Here is a 16,071-nt window from a genome sequence, read left to right as displayed (position 1 = left end):
CTCAGTTGGCGGTGGCCAGATCGCGCCAGGCCTTGAAGTTTTTCTGGTCTTGCGAGCCTTCAAAGTCGAGGTTGTCGCGGCCCATTTCCATGCGGTACCACTTGAGCACTTCGGCCAGCGGGTTGAAGTCAGGGGCGCTCGGGTCTGCCTCGGGGGTGAAGCAGTTGCCTTGGTAGATCTGGTGCACCGGCATCCAGGCCTGGATGTATTTCTCGGGCTCATGGTCGAAGATGCCTTTGCAGCCATCAGAGCAAAAGTGGTACTTCATGCCGCTGTAGTCGGACTCGCGGTAGGCGATCTTGGTCGGGTCGTCCGGCTCGGTGAAGACCATCGGAATCTGGCAGGTCTGGCACAGCATCGGCAACGTGGTGTTGTAGAAGCGCTTGCCTTCTGCCGCCTCTTTGGCCCAGTGCTCAAAACGTGGCCGGTAGTACTTGTCGAAAGTGTCGGGGTACTTGGCTGACAACCATTCCATTTCTGACTCGGACGGTGTCCAGGTGTGGAACGGTGCGGCTGCGCCGTAGTTGTAGAAGGTAGCCCAGGCCTGGTGCGAAATGTGGTCCTTGTCCTTGCAGGCCTGTGTCCAACCGGCGGGCACGGTGATGCCGTAGCGGGCCAGGTCGGCAAACAGGGCACCGCCGTTTTGCTCGGCATAGGTTTCCCAGGCTTCTTTCCAGCTCATCACGCGCTTGGGCAACATGTAGTCCATCATCATGGCCACCAAGGTCAGCACGCGGTAGCCGCGCCAGAACCACTTGTCGATCCAGCGCTGCACGATGGGCAGGTTGTCCGGGTCTTGCTCCAGGATGAACTTGATCATCTCCAGGCCCAGCGTCATGTGGCGGGCTTCGTCACTTTGTGCCGAGAAGCCAAAGGCCATGGCCGCCATGTCGCCGTTGTAGGCTGCGCCTGAAACGAAAGGCACAAACAACAGGTTGGTCAGCACGTATTCAAACGCAAAACCAATCGACACCATGAACTCAAACGGCCCGGCGGTGACCGCATCGTCAAAGAACGACTTGGGCACCGACAGGTACCACACGCGGTCATGCTGGTGGCGGAAATTCTGGAAGCCGTTGTAGAACTTGTTGTAGTTCGACATCGAGTGAATCTGCGTCTGCGAGTGGCGAATTTCATCCAGCGACTGCATCAGGCAGGCCACGCGCGGCCCAGCACCACCCAACTGCCGACCCACATGGGCAAAGCCCCGGTGCGCCATGTATTCGAGCGGCGACACGCCGGTGAGGAACAGCTTGAGCGCGTTGATGTAGCGCGCATCGGTCACCTGCAAGTGGCCGTTGTTCTGGTTGAACGCGTCGATGATGGCGTAGAGCTTTTTCTCTTTCTCGGCCTGGTATTTCCAGTAGGCGTCCATCGTCAGGCGGAACGGGTCTTCAAACTTGCTCCAGTCGTGAATCTTGATGCCCTCATACGCGAGGTAGGGGAAGATGTCGCTCTTCTTTTGGTAGCTTGGCTCCCAGTCCAGATCGCGCGTCATCAGGTTGTAGCGATCTTTCAGGTTGAGCTTTTTCTGTTTGACTTTCATGTCCATGAGTTGTCTCCGTTTTAGCTTGGGGGCTTGGGTAGGAATGAGGGATTGGCGTGAGCGGGCTCAGTGTTTCCAGCTCAGCGTGAACTCGTCTTCGGTCTCGTCGATGTGGCCGGTGAGCGTGATCAGGTTGACGTGTAACTCCTGCAAGTCGAAGGGGCGACCCATCTGCTCCTCCACCGTGCTGCGGCGGATCACCATCGTGTTGGGCGCGTCGATCCTGACCATGGCGGGTTGCATGTTGACCACCGCCTCAGGGTTGTCGGCCAGGATGGCATCCACAATGCTGCGGGTTTCTTCGTTTCTTTGAAAGGCAATAAATACGTTGGACATGGTGTTGCTCCAGGGGTGTTCAGGCCAGCAGCCCGGCCTTGACCAGGCGGGCATCGAGTCGGGCCGACACGCGGGCCAAAGCGGCATCAGCATCAGCGCCGAGCGCTTGCTGTGCCAAGGGTTGCAATGCTTGCGCGGCACGGCCACGCCAGTGGGCAATCCACTCTTGCAACTGTGCCTTGTTCTCGTGGTTCTCGGCGGCGGCGGTTTTCAAACAGGCATCGACCCACTTGCTGCTGTCTTCCAGCAGCTCGGTCTGAAAACGTGTCAGCAGGGACACGGTGGGCCCGGCTTTGTCGTTGAGCGCCTGATCCACTTCTTTGTAGGCCAGGCCAAACAGCATGGCATCCAGCGCCACATGCTGGGCGACAAACATCTCAAACCAGTCCTTGATGACCAGCGTGTCTTCCACATAGCGGCGCAGTTCCTGCCATTGGGGCGCGTCCATCCAGGCTTGTTTGGCGGCCTGTACTTCGGATTCATCGCCCAGCACCAGGCCCATGCGGGTCAGGTACTGCGCCACGCCAAGTTGGTCCATGCCCTGGTACAGGCAGGGCTGGGTGATGGCTGTGCCAAAACCGTAAGCACACATCGAGGCGCCGTTCATGTTGGCTCCCCAGGCCACGTGGCGCAGCGGAATGTAGAAGTCCAGCGCGGTGCGGCGGGCGGTTTCGTCATACACCTCGGCCAAACCACGGGTTTCAACAAACTCAAAGTCGGCCTCGGTGGTTTCCTGCATACGGGCGCGAGAAGCGGTGTAAGAGCCGTAATACAACTGGCGCGGGTCTTTCAGCGCATACCAGTCTTTCATGGTGATGGCGGTGCGCGTGGCATCAAAAATCTCGTGCTCGGGGTCCCAGGTGGGGCGGTAGTGGTAGTTGGCTGCGGCCTGCACGTCCATCGTGCCTTCCAGGTAGCGTGATGCTGGCTTGTTGGGGCCAATACGTGCGGCAATGTGGTCAAACGTCTGCCGCAGGGGCTCGATGTTGACGGTGCGTAGATCAATGTGCATGTCTAGGTGTCTCCTCGGGTAGTTGGCCGGTGTCAGGCCTTGTTGTCATGACGCAAATGCTGGTCGCGCGCAGCGCGCAAACTCCAGTCCCATTCCTGCTCTTCAATGCTCTGTGCGGTGGGCAGCGGCCCCTGGGTGGGGGTCACGCCCTGCATGACACAGAACTCGTCAAACTGCGCCTGCGCCATCAGCAACTCCACAAACAAGCCCGGTTCGCCCACGGCAAACTCAAACTCGACCAGGCCATTGGTGTGCTGCTCAATGATCCGAATGAACTTGAGGTTGGGGTTGAAAGTAGGTGTGTTGCTCATGATTTGGCGGGTGTAACGAGCACAACTTTGCAAGGAGCTTGCCAAGATGTGCCAGGATGGCGTTAATCTCGAGATTTCAAGGGAAAACCCCTAGACGGGAAATACCTTGTTTGGAATTTTTGGGTTGTTTTTGGCATTTTTGCCTATGCCTTTAGCCTTGGCCGTTCTCTCTTGTGCAGCGCAACACGAATGGAATTGCGCATTTGGAAGAATCAGATTCGATGGAATTCATCAAATGAGCAATTCCGCTGGCTTGGTGGTGGCTTGTAGGGGTTTTCTTGGGTGGATATGAAAATATCGAGAAAACAGCGGGATTGAGGGGTTTGTGGTGCGAATGCCTGCTTGTGAATGTGGATGCGCGGGGCGGGATGTATGCTATTTAATTACTAGCTGCTTGCGCATATTTGATAAGCGCTACAGGCTTATTTCTTATAAATTCTCGGGATGGGGTGGCGAATGGTGGCAAGTTATGCCGTGACGGCGTGGAATCTCGGTGTGGACTGCCCCTGCCGCACGCACCGGTGGTGGCTAAGGGGCGCTGCATTGAAGCGTGATCAAGACAGGTTGGCAACTTTCAGGCTTTGGTGAAGAACCGGAATCTTCGATTGAAAGCCATCTTTGCTGGTTGGAAGTGACAGCGATACACGGGAACTGACATTCATTCAGGAGCAAGCTCTGCTGGGCTATAGTTGCAACCCAATCAAACGCCGCATGAAGTGCGTTCGCACGTCAACCCAATTTCGCCAGAATGGGCGACCGGATTCAAAGGGATGGAAATGAACTCAATTTCTAGTGAAGTTGACCGCAAACCCATACGGCATGTGCCTTACCGCTTGAGATGCTTTGGTATCAACGGGTGGGCTTCCAGTTTATTTCGTCGTCTAGCTTGGGAATGCCAGGATAGGCGCTCGGCTACATTACGTTAGCCCTCATTTCCCCATGCGCTGCAATGCCGTAGTCTTCTCATTGTTGGCACTGTCCCTTGTCGGATGCGGGGACGGTCATCTGCGCGGTGCGGTTACTAAATCACCCGATGGCAAAACTTACTTCGGGGTGCTTGACGACAATGGCGGCAAGTGCGGACCTCTTAAAGTCGATGGGGTAGTCTGGCCCCATCCAATCGGCGCGGTTGTTGAGGTTCGACCTGGACGGCACACGATATCGTGCCCCGCTGAAATTTCGTTTGACATACCTTCGGGCGTAACCTTCAAATTCGATTACTGGGGGCCGTAGCAATGCACACAGAAAGACTTGACGATGCTTCAGAAGTTGACTTCCTGATGGCTAACATTTCGCTCGGCACGGACACACAGCAGCAGGATGCCGCTGCGCGGCGCTTGCTGCGTGCTGGGCAGCTTTGACGTTAGAGCCCTTTACATGATGCGTCGAACTCTTTCGATACTGCTTCTCTTAGCCAGCCTTGCGTCGCCCGCCACCGCGGTCGAGTCCGTAACGCTGTCATTTGCGCCAAAACCTGGACGTGTCGTAGACGTCATTACAGAAAACGACGCAAAGCTGATCTTGAACTTGACTGGTGATCAAGAACTTATCGAAAGAAATCGTGCCCGTGGGGTTTCGTTTCCCCATCTGACACATACTCGCCAACGCAATCATCAGAGGACGGTGGCTTCAGAAGCGAATAGTGATGGGAGTTTTCCGCTCAGGATTCAATTCTTAAAAGCAGAGTCTCACACTGTGGATCGTGATGGCAAGGCTTTCGCGATGAGGGCGCCACTTACCGATTTCGTCGACGGAAGCATCAACGCTCTAGTCAGACCCAACGGGAAAATTGAGTTCGTCTCTCTGGACGGAGGCCATCTGAAACCAGAGGTCACCACCATGCTTCCGCAATTCTTAGAGAATCTATTCGGGTCGATGAAGTCGATGGAAGGTGCGCACGTACAAGTCGGTGGATCGATTGACCAGAAGTCTTATTTCGATATGCCGGTACCCGGCTTTCAGCCAATTCGATTTGCCGTCGATGCCAAATACACCTTGCAACGCATTGCGAATGGCATTGCACAATTTTCTTTGAATTTTACGTATACGATCGATCAAGTGCCAACGTCAATGCGCGTCCAGGCGTCGGGTAGCGGAACTGGGGCGATGGAATATGACGTGCGTAGCAACTTGATGCGTAATACGACGTCGACCACTTCAATGGAAATGACCGTTAATGCAGGGCGGTCGATCATGACCAGCAACGCAGAGATGCGGCAAACAACTACGCAATCACTGGTATCGAAATGAAGGATGACGGTCGCAAGGGCCAACGGGCTCTAACCCTGCAATGCACCGGACCTGCGCGAAAAGCCGCGCAGCCCGGTGATTTTGAACGTCAGGTCTTGCATTGCAACACTCCCGTCACTCCCCTCAAACCCAACTCCACCGCCCGCACCCTCCAACTCACAGTTTCGCAGTGCAGACCGAAGGCCTTGCCCGATTTTTTTGAGCTTGTCGCAGCCACTGGCGCAGGCCGTGTGCCAGTGACGTTGCCGCAGTCGGCAGCGTGAGCGCCACCGAAGGGCACCTCACTTCGCGTTGACGATGCCCTTGAAGTCATACGGCACCACGATGGTTTGCACCTTGCCGTTGGCCACGCCTTCGGCAATTTTCAGGTTGGCCATGGCGTTCATGTAGCCGATGGCCCCAGCGTTGGCGTTCAGGGCGGCGATGCGTTCGGCCTCTTTTTTGGCGGTCTGCACTTCCACCTCTTTGGTTTTGAGTTCGTTCTGGGCGCGTACCAGTTCGTTGGCGCTGGCCACAATCACATCGGCCGGGGTGATGGCGCGCACCTGCACCTGTGAGACGGTGATTTTCTCGGCCAGCTTTTCTTCGGTCAGGGTTTTGATGATGCTGTCGCGAATCTTCTGCTCAATGGTCTGCCGGTTGTCGGCCATCTTCAGGGATTCATACTCTCGCGCCACCTTGTATGCCGCATTGCGGGCGCTCAGGGCCACGTAGTTTTGCATCAGCAAAATGTCACCGCCTTTGTCAGACACTCCGTGAAAAGTCTTGTTTTTGGTGGTCCACAACTCGGACACCGCCGCCGGATTGACGTTGTAGACCACCGTCATGTCAAAGTCCTTGATGGTGGAGTTGTCAGAGGCCAGCGGGGTCATGTTGTCCACCGCCACCGCGACATCCTGCACCTTGAAGGTGAGGATGTCGCCCACCAACGTCTGGTTGAACGACCCCGGCAGCCGTTCCGTGGGGTCGGTGGTCTTGTCAAAGTTGATGCGCAGGCCCACCTCGCCGGTTTCAATGCGGGTGCAGCCGCTGATCAGCAGGGTGGCGATGGCAGCGGTCAGCGTGATGGCGGTGCGTTTCATGGTGTGGCTACAGGTGTATGGACGGGGTTGGTGATGGTACAGGGAGACGCTGGGTGCCCATTGAAGGGTGTTGGGTAAGCGCTACGCCACTTTTGCCTGCGCACCCAGACCCGGCCAGGATTTTTATTGCTATTGAATAGATAGCTGCTTGCGCAATTGAAATAAGCGCTACAGGCTGATTTTTTATAACTTTTCAATGATGCAGATGGAATGGCGCGTGGCTCATCTCTATGGCAGACCTGGCCCTCAAACTTGGGGCAACCCACCCGATCCATTCACGGGCGAAGGCGACTTGAAAACTGGTTTTCTGGTGGCCGGACACCGCGCAAGGTGAGAATCCAGCGGGCGAGGATCAACGCGTCTTCATCCGTGACGGGGTTGGCGGGCATCACCGCTGCGCCCCAGATGCCATTGCTGCCATGTTTGATCTTGTTGGCCAGCAGCAGCACCATGTCCGGGTTGTGCTCATAGCGGGTGGCAATCTCGATGTAAGTGGGGCCGACACGTTTGGTGTCCAGCGTATGGCAGCCTAAGCAGGCTTTATTGATCGCCATTTCTGCCCCGCGCACCAAGACATGGCTATCGCACACCTGGAGTTCATTGCGGGCCAGAGAGGTCAGCGGGACGAGTGCCAGACACAGCAAGACCGTTCGACGTATCAAGGTCAGTGCCAACTTGTCAAAGGAAAGGGGGGTCTTCATGAATGATGCTCTTGGTTAACAAACTTAAGCCCATCTGCATCCTAGCGATTCGCCTCGGAGTTTTAAATCCCCCATTTGGGGGATTTAAGCGCCCTCCACCGTCATGCTCAACACATCAAAACACCAGTGCGACGGAACCACAAGCCTGGCTGCCATGTAGCAGCCCCAGAATTGTGGAACCCCAAGCCAACTTTCATCCATTGCATATTCTCGAGAATCCAAACACACGCCCCGCTTCCTTCAATTTTTTCCGGTCATCCAGCGACATAATGTCGAGAAAAATGACCCTAAGGTCTTGCAGGAGACAACGTGCCACAAAATTTCAAATACCCCCCGGACAGCGATTTGCGCAGGCTGTTGCGGTTCGAGCCTGACAGCGGTGCCATTTGGCTGGGTGACCGGCGCATGGTGCTGATGCACACCTCTGCCCTGGCGGCCTTGCGCCAGGACTTGATGAACTCGGTAGGGGCCGACCATGCGCGGCGCATTCTGACCCGCATGGGCTACGCCTCGGGCCTGAGCGATGCCGAATACGCCATCAAGCAGCGGCCCAACGACAGCATGGAAAGCCAGTTTCTGGTGGGGCCGCAGTTGCACATGCTGGAAGGTGCGGCGCGGGTCACGCCGACCAAGCTCACGTTTGATGTGGCGGCGGGGCAGTTTTACGGGGAGTTCCGTTGGGATCATTCCTGGGAGGCCTATGCGCACCAGCAGAGGTTTGGTGTGGTGGCTGACCCGGCTTGCTGGGCGCTGCTGGGTTATGCCAGTGGTTACACCAGTGCGTTCATGGGCAAACTCATTCTGTTCAAGGAAACGCGCTGCGCCGCCTGTGGCGATGACCATTGCCTGATTGTGGGCAAGCCCATCGAGGAATGGCCCGACGGTGAGGCGCACCGCATGTATTTCACCGACGACTCGCTGATGGAGAAGATGGAGGCGCTGCAATTGCAGGTGGAAGCGCTCAAATCCAGCATCGAGCCAGAGCACCCCAGCCGCCAGCTTATTGGCAAGTCAGCCGCCTTCCGCCAGGCCTATGCCTTGATGGAAAAGGCCGCCAAAACCCAGGTGACGGTGCTGTTGACGGGTGAAACCGGCTCCGGCAAAGAGCGTTTTGCCCGCGCCCTGCATGAGCTTTCGCCGCGCAGCAGCGCGCCATTTGTGGCGGTGAATTGCGCCGCACTACCCGCCGAGTTGATTGAGGCCGAGCTGTTTGGCGTGGAAAAAGGCGCTTACACCGGGGCCCATGCGGCACGTACCGGGCGTTTTGAGCGTGCCCACGGCGGCACCTTGCTGCTGGATGAGGTGGGCGACTTGCCCCTGCCCGCGCAGGCCAAATTACTGCGCGTGTTGCAAGAGGGCGAGGTAGAGCGCGTGGGCGCGGAGACCACCCGCCAGGTGAATGTGCGCCTGATCGCCGCCACCAATGTGGATCTGGAAAAAGCCGTGCGCGAGGGCCGCTTCCGCCAGGACTTGTGGTACCGGCTGAATGTGTATCCCATTTGCCTGCCACCACTGCGGGAGCGCCTGGCCGACATTTCGGTGCTGGCCAACGCCATGCTGGCGCGTTTTTGCAGCCTGCACGACAAACGGGTGGCCGGTTTTGCCGAGCGTGCCATGCAGGCACTGGAGCAACACCCCTGGCCCGGCAATGTGCGCGAGCTGGAAAACCTGGTCGAGCGGGGGGTGATTCTGGCCTGCCAGGGCGGCATGATTGAAGTTGAGCACCTGTTCCCCAACCTGCCCAAAACCGCGCAAACCAGTTTTGATGCCCATGGCCACCTGACTGAACTGCCCAGCGCACAAGACGACGACTTGAGCGCCCGCATTCTGGACAGCGGCAGCTCGCTCGACGTGATTGAGGCGCGTGTGCTGAACCATGCCGTGGCACGTGCCGGTGGCAACCTGGCGCAGGCGGCACGCCTGCTGGGTCTGAGTCGTGCGCAACTGGCCTACCGGCAAAAACGCAGCCTGGAGCGTGACCAGGACGCGCCGGATACCGCCGGTGAACACCCAAGGAAAAATGAATGTCCCCCATAAAACAAGCCATGACCAGCCACGTTGAAACCAACATTGCCGCCCCCCGCACGCTGGCCGAGCGCGCCTACCTGAACCTGCGCCAGGACGTGATCTGCGGCAAGCTCGCGCCGGGGGAAAAGCTGCGGGTGGAACACCTCAAGGATCAGTACCAGGTGGGGGCCAGCACGCTGCGTGAAGCCTTGTCCCTGCTGGTGTCTGACGCGCTGGTCAGTGCCGAGGGGCAACGCGGCTTCCGGGTGGCCCCAATATCACTCACCGACCTGGAAGACGTGACCAATACCCGCGTGATGCTGGAAACCGAGGCCTTGCGCCAGTCCATTCGCCACGGCGGTGCCGAATGGGAGGCCGCGCTGCGGGCCAGCTACCAGCTGCTGACACAAATTGAAGACCCAGCCAACGGCCCCGAACCGCAGTTGTGGGAGCAGCGCAACAAGAATTTCCACGATGCCTTGATTGCCGCCTTTGACTCACCCTGGACCAAATACATGCTGGCGATTCTGTACCGCCATGGTGAGCGCTACCGCAACATCAACTGGCGGCTGACGGCCGCCCATGTGACCGAGCGCCATGTGCACGAAGAGCACGAAACCATTTTTCAGGCCGCCATCAACCGACAAGAGGCGCGTGCAGCGCTGGCGCTGGAGGCGCATGTGCGCATGACACATGACATCGTCAAACGGCAATCTCAACTTGTTGAATAGCCTTTTTGGCCTCTAGTGCTTATGTAGTAAGCGCAAGAAGCTACACAATCAATAGCATCAAGCCACCGCCACCACCGACACACCATGGTCAGCCAGCGTCAGCCCGACCTGGCTGCCCAGGCTCAACACATCGGTGAGGTCGGGGGAAACCACAAAGATCGGCCCCAGCGCGGTCTCAAAGGTGTACTCAAAAAAGCTGCCCAGGTAAGCCAGCTTGAGCAGTTTGGCGGCCAGCCCGGTGCCGTCGCGGTGAATGTGCCAGGCCTCGGGCCGCACCGCCACCTTGACCTGGCCTGCGGCCACCGCCTGGCGTGACATCACCTGCAAAGGCCCCAGTTGCACGCCGCCACGGGCATCGGCGACACCGGGAAACAGCATGGCCTCGCCCATGAAACCAGCCACAAACTCGCTGCCAGGGCGCTCGTACATGTCTTGTGGTGTGCCGCGCTGGGCAATCAGGCCGTCGTCCATCACGATGATCTGGTCACTCACCGCCAGCGCCTCGCTCTGGTCATGGGTGACATAGGCTACGGTGAGGTGCAGACGCTGCTGCAGGCTACGGATTTCTTCGCGCATATCGCGCCGCAGACGGGCATCCAGATTGCTCAGGGGTTCGTCAAACAGCAGCACACCGGGCTCCAGCACCAGCGCACGGGCCAGCGCCACACGCTGCTGCTGGCCTCCCGAGAGTTCGCTGGGCAGGCGGTCGTCATAGCCGACCAGACCGACATTGCCCAGGGTTTCCACCGCACGCCGGGTGGCCTCGGCTTTCTCAACGCCGGACATCTTCAGGCCGTACATCACGTTTTCCAGCACGTTCATGTGCGGGAACAGGGCGTAGCTCTGGAACATCATGCTCACATTGCGGTCGGCGGGCCCGAGTGTGGTGACATCTTTGCCCGCCATGAGAATTTGCCCGCTGGTGGGGGTTTCCAGCCCGGCAATCATGCGCAGCACGGTGGTTTTGCCGCAGCCTGACGGCCCGAGGATGGTGGTGAGTGAACCTTTTTCGATCTCGAAATCCACCCCTTTGATCACCAGCGGGGCGCTGTTGTCGGTGCCGTAACGCTTGGTGATGTTTTTGAATTCAACGCCGTAACTCATGTGTTTGCTCGGTAAGGGTTGCCCTTTAGTGGGCCGAAATGGGTGCTACAGCGGCGTGTGTTTTGCGCCGGCCCAGCTTGCGCTCACCCACCAGGAACTGGATCAGCGCAATCGAGGCCGACATCAACAGGATCAGCACCGTGCAATACGCCAGCGCCACGCCGTAGTCGCCGTTGCCGACGCGGCCAATGATGTAGGTGGTGGCGAGTTCGTTCTCGGCCGTCACCAAAAAGATCACCGCGCTGACCGTGGTCATGGCGCGGACAAAGCTGTAAACCAGTGCCGCCACCAGTGCAGGCTTGAGCAAGGGCAGTACCACGTGGCGCAGCGTCTGGAAGGTGGAGGCCCGCAGCATCAGCGAGGCTTCGTCGAGCGATTTGTCGAGCTGTTTGAAGGCCGCCGTACCGGCCCGCACACCAACCGGCAAATTGCGGAACATGAAGCACAGCACAATGATCAGGCCCGTGCCGGTCAGCTCCACCGGCGGCACGTTAAAGGCCAGGATGTAGCTCACCCCCAGCACCGTGCCCGGAATGGCAAACGCCAGCAGGGCCACAAACTCAAACCAGCCTTGACCGCGAAACTCGGTACGCGCCAGCAGGTAGGCAATCAGCAGCCCGACAGCGGCGGTGATGGGTGCGGAGATGCCCGCCAGCTTGATGGTGGTAAAAAATGAGTTCCAGGCGGTGCCGGCCCAGACCAGGCCAAAGTCGCCCCACTCCAGGCCGAAGGCGGTTTTGAAATGTGCCAGCGTCAGGGTGTAGTCACGCCCCCAGGTTTGCACAAATCCACCGGCAAAGGCAAACAGGTAGACCACCACGGTGAAGGCCAGCCAGGGGTAGACCACGGCGTTCAAGACCCGGCGCACACCGTCTGGCAAGGCCATGGGAATACCCGCATCCCCCTTGCCACTGACAGTGGTGTAGTTTTGCTTGCCCAGCAGGCCGCGTTGCAGGGCAAACACCAGCAGTGCAAAGACCGTGAGAATCCAGGCCAGGGAGGCCGCCCGACCCTGGTCGTATTGAGCCCCCACAATGGCAAAAAAGATGTCGGTAGAGAGCACCGAGAACTGCCCGCCGACCACCACTGGGTTGCCAAAGTCGGCAATACTTTCAATGAAACCAACCAAAAAGGCATTGGCCAGCCCAGGTTTGAGCAGGGGCAGGGTCACCGTCAAAAAGGTTTGCTGCTTGCTGGCGCGCAGGGTTTGGGCGGCCTCTTCCATGCTAGGGGCCACGCCCTGCACCACCCCACGCATGATCATGAAGGCAATCGGCGTGAAGGCAAACAGCTGGGCAATCCACACCCCCAGCAGGCCATAAAACCAGCGTGTGGGCGGAATATCAAAGGCCCACTCCAAAAACTGGTTGACGATGCCAGCCCGGCCAAACAACAGGATCAGCCCCAGGCCGACCACAAAGGGCGGCGTGATGATGGGCAGCAGCGCCACCACCCGCAACGGCGTTTGTACCCGCTTGCTGGCACTGCGCTCGGCCAGCAGCGCCATCATCGTGCCCATCACGGTGGTACCGGTGGCAGTGAGCAAGGCCAGAAACAAGGTGTTCCAAGCCACGCCGCAGCGCACCCCGCCAGACAGGCAATTTATACCCCAGACCCTCTCGTTGCCAATGCGCTCAAAAATGGCCGAGACGGCCCACTGCCCTTCTTCATTCAAAAACGCGCCGTACAAGGCTTTGGTGACAGGAAAGGCGATGAACAGCAGCAGCAGCACCGAGCAGCCAAGAACCGCGCTGGCAATGAACAAATCGCCCTTGAAAAAGCCCCGGCGGGCCACGCCAAAGGCGGTGAGCATGACCAAGGCCAGCAGGGCGATGAAGGCACCGATGCCGATGCCGAACTGGTTCACCGCCAGCTCGCCAAACTGGGTGTTCAGCACGGCAAATGACCAGCCTTTGGAACCAATCGCAAAACCACTGAGCAGCAAGCCCAAGAAACCCAGCAAGCCACCCGAGAGCAACCAGTTGCTTTGTGGTCGGCCAGGCGGCATCCAGAGCGCCACACCGGCTAAGCCCAACCCGACCAAGCCAAGCGCCAGCCAGACACGGCCATACTGAAGCGCCTGGAGCAAGCCGTTGGCCGTTTCAGTGCCCCCAAAAACCTGGGGCAACACGCTGTACCAGGCGGTATCTTGAATGGCGTACCAAGGCAGCACCAGGTAGGCCAGCAGCCCGATGATGAGCCACAGGCGAATGGCGTGGTTTGGATTCTGGTTCACGGCGAATACTTTGATTTGACTGCCCTGGAAAACCGGGCAGGCATCAGATTAACGAGGCAAAGAATTGACTTCTTTTTCCCATTTGGCAATCAGGCGCTTGCGCTCGGCCGAAGCACCGTACTTGGCGTAGTCGTAGTTGATGAACTTGATTTTCTTGAAATCTGGCACATTTTTGTCAACTTTGGCGGACTTGTTGGATGGCACCTGGAATTGCTTGGCCGCAGCGGCCATTTCCTGTGCTGCCGGAGTTAATGCCCATTCGTAAAACTTCTTGGCGGCCTCCAGATTACGTGCGCCTTTGATGATACTCATGGAGCCAATTTCAGCCCCCGTGCCATCGGCCGGGGTGATGGCCTCGACCGGAAAGCCGTTCATTTTTTCGCCGGGTGCGTCATGCACAAAGCTGATCGACACGGTGGTTTCACCCCGTGCGGCAGCCTTGATCGGGCCGGTACCACTGCGGGTGTACTGGCTAATGTTTTTGTGCAGTTTTTTCATGTACTCAAAAGCCTGTTCTTCACCCATCATTTGCACCAGGGTGGCCACCATGGTGTAAGCGGTGCCGCTGGAGGCCGGGTTGGCCACCTGGATTTCACCCTTGAGTGCGGGATTCAGCAAATCAGCCCAGACCTTGGGCGGCTGCAGCTTTTTCTTGGCCAATAACTCGGTGTTGTAACCAAATCCCAATGGGCCAGAGTAAATACCTACGGTGCGAAACTTGGACTGCGCCGCTTGTTGCTGTGACCAGACCTGCAATTGGCTCAAGCTAGGGGACTTGTATTCGAGTGACAAACCTTGCTCGGCAGCTTGTAAGTGCGGGTCACCGGTGCCACCAAACCAGATGTCGGTCTTGGGGTTGTCTTTTTCGGCGATCAACTGCGCCAGCGCTTCGCCAGAGCCTTTCATCGAAATGTTGATTTTGGTACCGGTGGTTTTGCCATACACGGTGCCGATCATGTTGCACCACTCGGCTTGAACTGAACAAATCACGTTGACGGTGTCCGCTTGCACAAAACCAGCAGCGAGGGCAAGGGTAGACACAACAAACAGCTTCTTCATGACATCTCCAAATAGTCCTGAAATCCCGATTGATTTCACAAAAATGTCACTGTAACGTCACTATTTGCTTCTACATGCCCGGGAAAACGCCATGTTTGCGCCATATCAACCCTTTCAGTTACCAAATTTCACAAAAATATTGAAACTAAGTTACATTACCACCGTTTTTCCAAATTTCATCACTCCATTCACACATGACTCATGAGCTTTGATCTTGTTCTTTTTGGCGGTACCGGCGACTTGTCTTGGCGCAAACTAATGCCAGCCTTGTTTCAAGCTTTCAAACATGGCACCCTGCCCGAAGGTGCGCGCATCATTGGTGTAGGCCGGGACGACCTGAGCGATGAACGCTATCGTGCCTTGATCCTGAGCCGCTTTGATCAGGTAGATCTGGCTAAACGCCCCAGTGCGGACGAGTTTGCACGTTTTTCCAGTTTGCTTGAATTTGTCAGCATGGATCTGTCCAAACCCGAGCATTACACCTACCTGCGCGACAAGCTGGCCCAACGCCAGGCCGACACGGTGGTGATGTACCTGGCTACCGCACCCACACTGTTTACCACCATCGTTGAACAACTCTCTGCAGCAGGGCTGAACACACCACAGACTCGCGTGGTGCTGGAAAAACCACTCGGCCACGATCTGGCCAGCAACCGGGCCATCAACCACAGCGTCGGACAGGTGTTCAGCGAAAACCAGGTTTTTCGTATTGACCACTACCTGGGCAAACCTGCGGTACAAAACCTGTTTGCCTTGCGCTTTGGCAACGCCCTGTTTGAGCCTCTGTGGCGGCGCGAGCACATTGCCAATATCCAGATCACCATTGCCGAAGAATTGGGCGTGGAAAAACGTGGTGCGTTTTACGAGACCACGGGCGCACTGCGTGACATGGTGCAAAACCATGCACTGCAACTGCTGTGTGCCATTGGCATGGAGCCGCCCATCAACTCACATGCCGATGCCATTCGTGACGAAAAGCTTAAGGTATTGCGCTCTCTGAAACCCTGGACAAGCGAAACCCTGACGCAAGATGTGATTCGGGGCCAATACGGCGCAGGGGCCATTGGTGGCGCAGCGGTTGCCGCCTACCGGGACGAACTAGGGGTCAATCCGGCCAGCTCGACGGAAACTTTTGTTGCCTTACGCACCGAAATCTCTAACTGGCGCTGGGCAGGGGTGCCGTTTTATATTCGTACCGGCAAGCGTCTGGCCGGGCGCGATGCACGTATTGTGGTGAATTTCAGACCCACGCCCCACGCTATTTTTAATTCTCAAATTGGCATGGCCAACCAGTTGGTGATCAATTTGCAGCCCAAAGACGGGTTGGAATTGCACTTGCTAGCCCAGGGTCAGGACAACCGCAAAAATTCTCACACCTTGGCCCCGGTGCAGCTTGATCTGGACTTTGACAAACGCTTTGGCCAGGAACGTGTAGGTGCGTATGAGCGACTGCTGCTGGACGTGATTGACGGGCGACTGAACCTGTTTGTGCGCAGCGACGAGCAAGAGGAGGCCTGGCGCTGGGTGGAGCCGATCCTCACCCACTGGCAAGCCGATACCCTGGGTCCACGCCCTTATGCCTCTGGCACTTGGGGCCCCAGCGCTACCAGCGCCATGATTGCCCGCGATGGTTTTTGCTGGAGTGAAGAATGTTAGGCTCCCCTTCTTTCCAAACGCCTGCGTTTGATTTTTTGAC

14 protein-coding genes are annotated in these 16,071 nt (G+C 57.6%); 5 read left to right on the top strand and 9 right to left on the bottom strand.

Going from position 1 to position 16,071, the window contains the following annotated elements; genetic code table 11:
* Position 1: 1 nt before the first annotated feature.
* From LDN84_RS04770 to LDN84_RS04755, 4 genes are read right to left on the bottom strand one after another with little or no spacing between them, the layout of a single operon-like run.
* A complete protein-coding gene (locus LDN84_RS04770; protein WP_223909232.1) occupies positions 2-1,552 on the bottom strand; it encodes an aromatic/alkene/methane monooxygenase hydroxylase/oxygenase subunit alpha in 1,551 nt (516 codons plus the stop codon).
* A 60-nt stretch (positions 1,553-1,612) separates the two neighbouring features.
* Positions 1,613-1,882: an MmoB/DmpM family protein gene (locus LDN84_RS04765; RefSeq protein ID WP_223909230.1), complete on the bottom strand. Its 270-nt coding sequence runs from the start codon at positions 1,880-1,882 to the stop codon at positions 1,613-1,615.
* Positions 1,883-1,901: 19 nt separating this feature from the next.
* The gene (locus LDN84_RS04760; protein WP_223909227.1) at positions 1,902-2,894 is read right to left on the bottom strand and encodes an aromatic/alkene monooxygenase hydroxylase subunit beta; all 993 of its coding nucleotides are present in this window, start codon (positions 2,892-2,894) and stop codon (positions 1,902-1,904) included.
* Positions 2,895-2,926: 32 nt separating this feature from the next.
* Positions 2,927-3,205: a phenol hydroxylase subunit gene (locus LDN84_RS04755; protein ID WP_223909224.1), complete on the bottom strand. Its 279-nt coding sequence runs from the start codon at positions 3,203-3,205 to the stop codon at positions 2,927-2,929.
* Positions 3,206-4,582: 1,377 nt separating this feature from the next.
* On the opposite strand from LDN84_RS04755, the gene LDN84_RS04750 reads away from it, so the two are divergent.
* On the top strand, positions 4,583-5,455 hold the full coding sequence (locus LDN84_RS04750) for a hypothetical protein (protein WP_223909221.1): 873 nt from the start codon (positions 4,583-4,585) through the stop codon (positions 5,453-5,455).
* The gene (locus tag LDN84_RS04745) at positions 5,452-5,718 is read left to right on the top strand and encodes a hypothetical protein (RefSeq protein ID WP_223909218.1); all 267 of its coding nucleotides are present in this window, start codon (positions 5,452-5,454) and stop codon (positions 5,716-5,718) included. Before LDN84_RS04750 ends, LDN84_RS04745 begins: the two co-directional genes overlap by 4 nt.
* A gap of 18 nt (positions 5,719-5,736) precedes the next feature.
* Here the strand turns inward: LDN84_RS04745 and LDN84_RS04740 are convergent, their stop codons facing one another.
* A complete protein-coding gene (locus tag LDN84_RS04740) occupies positions 5,737-6,537 on the bottom strand; it encodes an SPFH domain-containing protein (protein WP_223909214.1) in 801 nt (266 codons plus the stop codon).
* Between the two features lie 275 nt (positions 6,538-6,812).
* A complete protein-coding gene (locus LDN84_RS04735) occupies positions 6,813-7,238 on the bottom strand; it encodes a c-type cytochrome (RefSeq protein WP_223909211.1) in 426 nt (141 codons plus the stop codon).
* Between the two features lie 309 nt (positions 7,239-7,547).
* Here LDN84_RS04735 and LDN84_RS04730 point away from each other — a divergent pair, with 309 nt between their 5' ends.
* Together LDN84_RS04730 and LDN84_RS04725 are read left to right on the top strand one after the other, a co-directional pair.
* Positions 7,548-9,275 (top strand): sigma-54-dependent Fis family transcriptional regulator, encoded by a 1,728-nt coding sequence (locus LDN84_RS04730; protein ID WP_223909209.1) that lies wholly within the window; start codon positions 7,548-7,550, stop codon positions 9,273-9,275.
* Positions 9,263-9,976 (top strand): GntR family transcriptional regulator, encoded by a 714-nt coding sequence (locus LDN84_RS04725; protein ID WP_223909206.1) that lies wholly within the window; start codon positions 9,263-9,265, stop codon positions 9,974-9,976. The genes LDN84_RS04730 and LDN84_RS04725 overlap by 13 nt, the downstream gene beginning before the upstream one ends.
* A 57-nt stretch (positions 9,977-10,033) precedes the next feature.
* On the opposite strand, the gene LDN84_RS04720 is transcribed toward LDN84_RS04725, so the two are convergent.
* From LDN84_RS04720 to LDN84_RS04710, 3 genes are read right to left on the bottom strand one after another with little or no spacing between them, the layout of a single operon-like run.
* Complete coding sequence (locus tag LDN84_RS04720; protein WP_223909201.1) at positions 10,034-11,080, bottom strand: ABC transporter ATP-binding protein; 1,047 nt, start codon at positions 11,078-11,080, stop codon at positions 10,034-10,036.
* A 25-nt stretch (positions 11,081-11,105) separates the two neighbouring features.
* A complete protein-coding gene (locus LDN84_RS04715) occupies positions 11,106-13,316 on the bottom strand; it encodes an ABC transporter permease (RefSeq protein WP_223909198.1) in 2,211 nt (736 codons plus the stop codon).
* Positions 13,317-13,364: 48 nt separating this feature from the next.
* On the bottom strand, positions 13,365-14,375 hold the full coding sequence (locus tag LDN84_RS04710; RefSeq protein WP_223909195.1) for an ABC transporter substrate-binding protein: 1,011 nt from the start codon (positions 14,373-14,375) through the stop codon (positions 13,365-13,367).
* 201 nt (positions 14,376-14,576) lie between these two features.
* On the opposite strand from LDN84_RS04710, the gene zwf reads away from it, so the two are divergent.
* Positions 14,577-16,031: a glucose-6-phosphate dehydrogenase gene (gene zwf, locus LDN84_RS04705; RefSeq protein WP_223909191.1), complete on the top strand. Its 1,455-nt coding sequence runs from the start codon at positions 14,577-14,579 to the stop codon at positions 16,029-16,031.
* Positions 16,032-16,071 lie beyond the last annotated feature (40 nt).

Source organism: Rhodoferax lithotrophicus (assembly GCF_019973615.1).
GTDB classification, from domain to species: Bacteria; Pseudomonadota; Gammaproteobacteria; order Burkholderiales; family Burkholderiaceae_C; genus Rhodoferax; species Rhodoferax lithotrophicus.
The sequence above is the reverse complement of the archived record's forward strand: the minus strand, read 5'-3'. Positions and strand labels throughout refer to the sequence as shown.

What these genes read in the sequence shown, in the direction of transcription:
- LDN84_RS04770 (WP_223909232.1), bottom strand. Translation starts at nt 1,552, where the DNA reads ATGGACATGAAAGTCAAACAGAAAAAGCTCAACCTGAAAGATCGCTAC.
- LDN84_RS04765 (WP_223909230.1), bottom strand. Translation starts at nt 1,882, where the DNA reads ATGTCCAACGTATTTATTGCCTTTCAAAGAAACGAAGAAACCCGCAGC.
- LDN84_RS04760 (WP_223909227.1), bottom strand. Translation starts at nt 2,894, where the DNA reads ATGCACATTGATCTACGCACCGTCAACATCGAGCCCCTGCGGCAGACG.
- LDN84_RS04755 (WP_223909224.1), bottom strand. Translation starts at nt 3,205, where the DNA reads ATGAGCAACACACCTACTTTCAACCCCAACCTCAAGTTCATTCGGATC.
- LDN84_RS04750 (WP_223909221.1), top strand. Translation starts at nt 4,583, where the DNA reads ATGATGCGTCGAACTCTTTCGATACTGCTTCTCTTAGCCAGCCTTGCG.
- LDN84_RS04745 (WP_223909218.1), top strand. Translation starts at nt 5,452, where the DNA reads ATGAAGGATGACGGTCGCAAGGGCCAACGGGCTCTAACCCTGCAATGC.
- LDN84_RS04740 (WP_223909214.1), bottom strand. Translation starts at nt 6,537, where the DNA reads ATGAAACGCACCGCCATCACGCTGACCGCTGCCATCGCCACCCTGCTG.
- LDN84_RS04735 (WP_223909211.1), bottom strand. Translation starts at nt 7,238, where the DNA reads ATGAAGACCCCCCTTTCCTTTGACAAGTTGGCACTGACCTTGATACGT.
- LDN84_RS04725 (WP_223909206.1), top strand. Translation starts at nt 9,263, where the DNA reads ATGTCCCCCATAAAACAAGCCATGACCAGCCACGTTGAAACCAACATT.
- LDN84_RS04720 (WP_223909201.1), bottom strand. Translation starts at nt 11,080, where the DNA reads ATGAGTTACGGCGTTGAATTCAAAAACATCACCAAGCGTTACGGCACC.
- LDN84_RS04710 (WP_223909195.1), bottom strand. Translation starts at nt 14,375, where the DNA reads ATGAAGAAGCTGTTTGTTGTGTCTACCCTTGCCCTCGCTGCTGGTTTT.
- zwf (WP_223909191.1), top strand. Translation starts at nt 14,577, where the DNA reads ATGAGCTTTGATCTTGTTCTTTTTGGCGGTACCGGCGACTTGTCTTGG.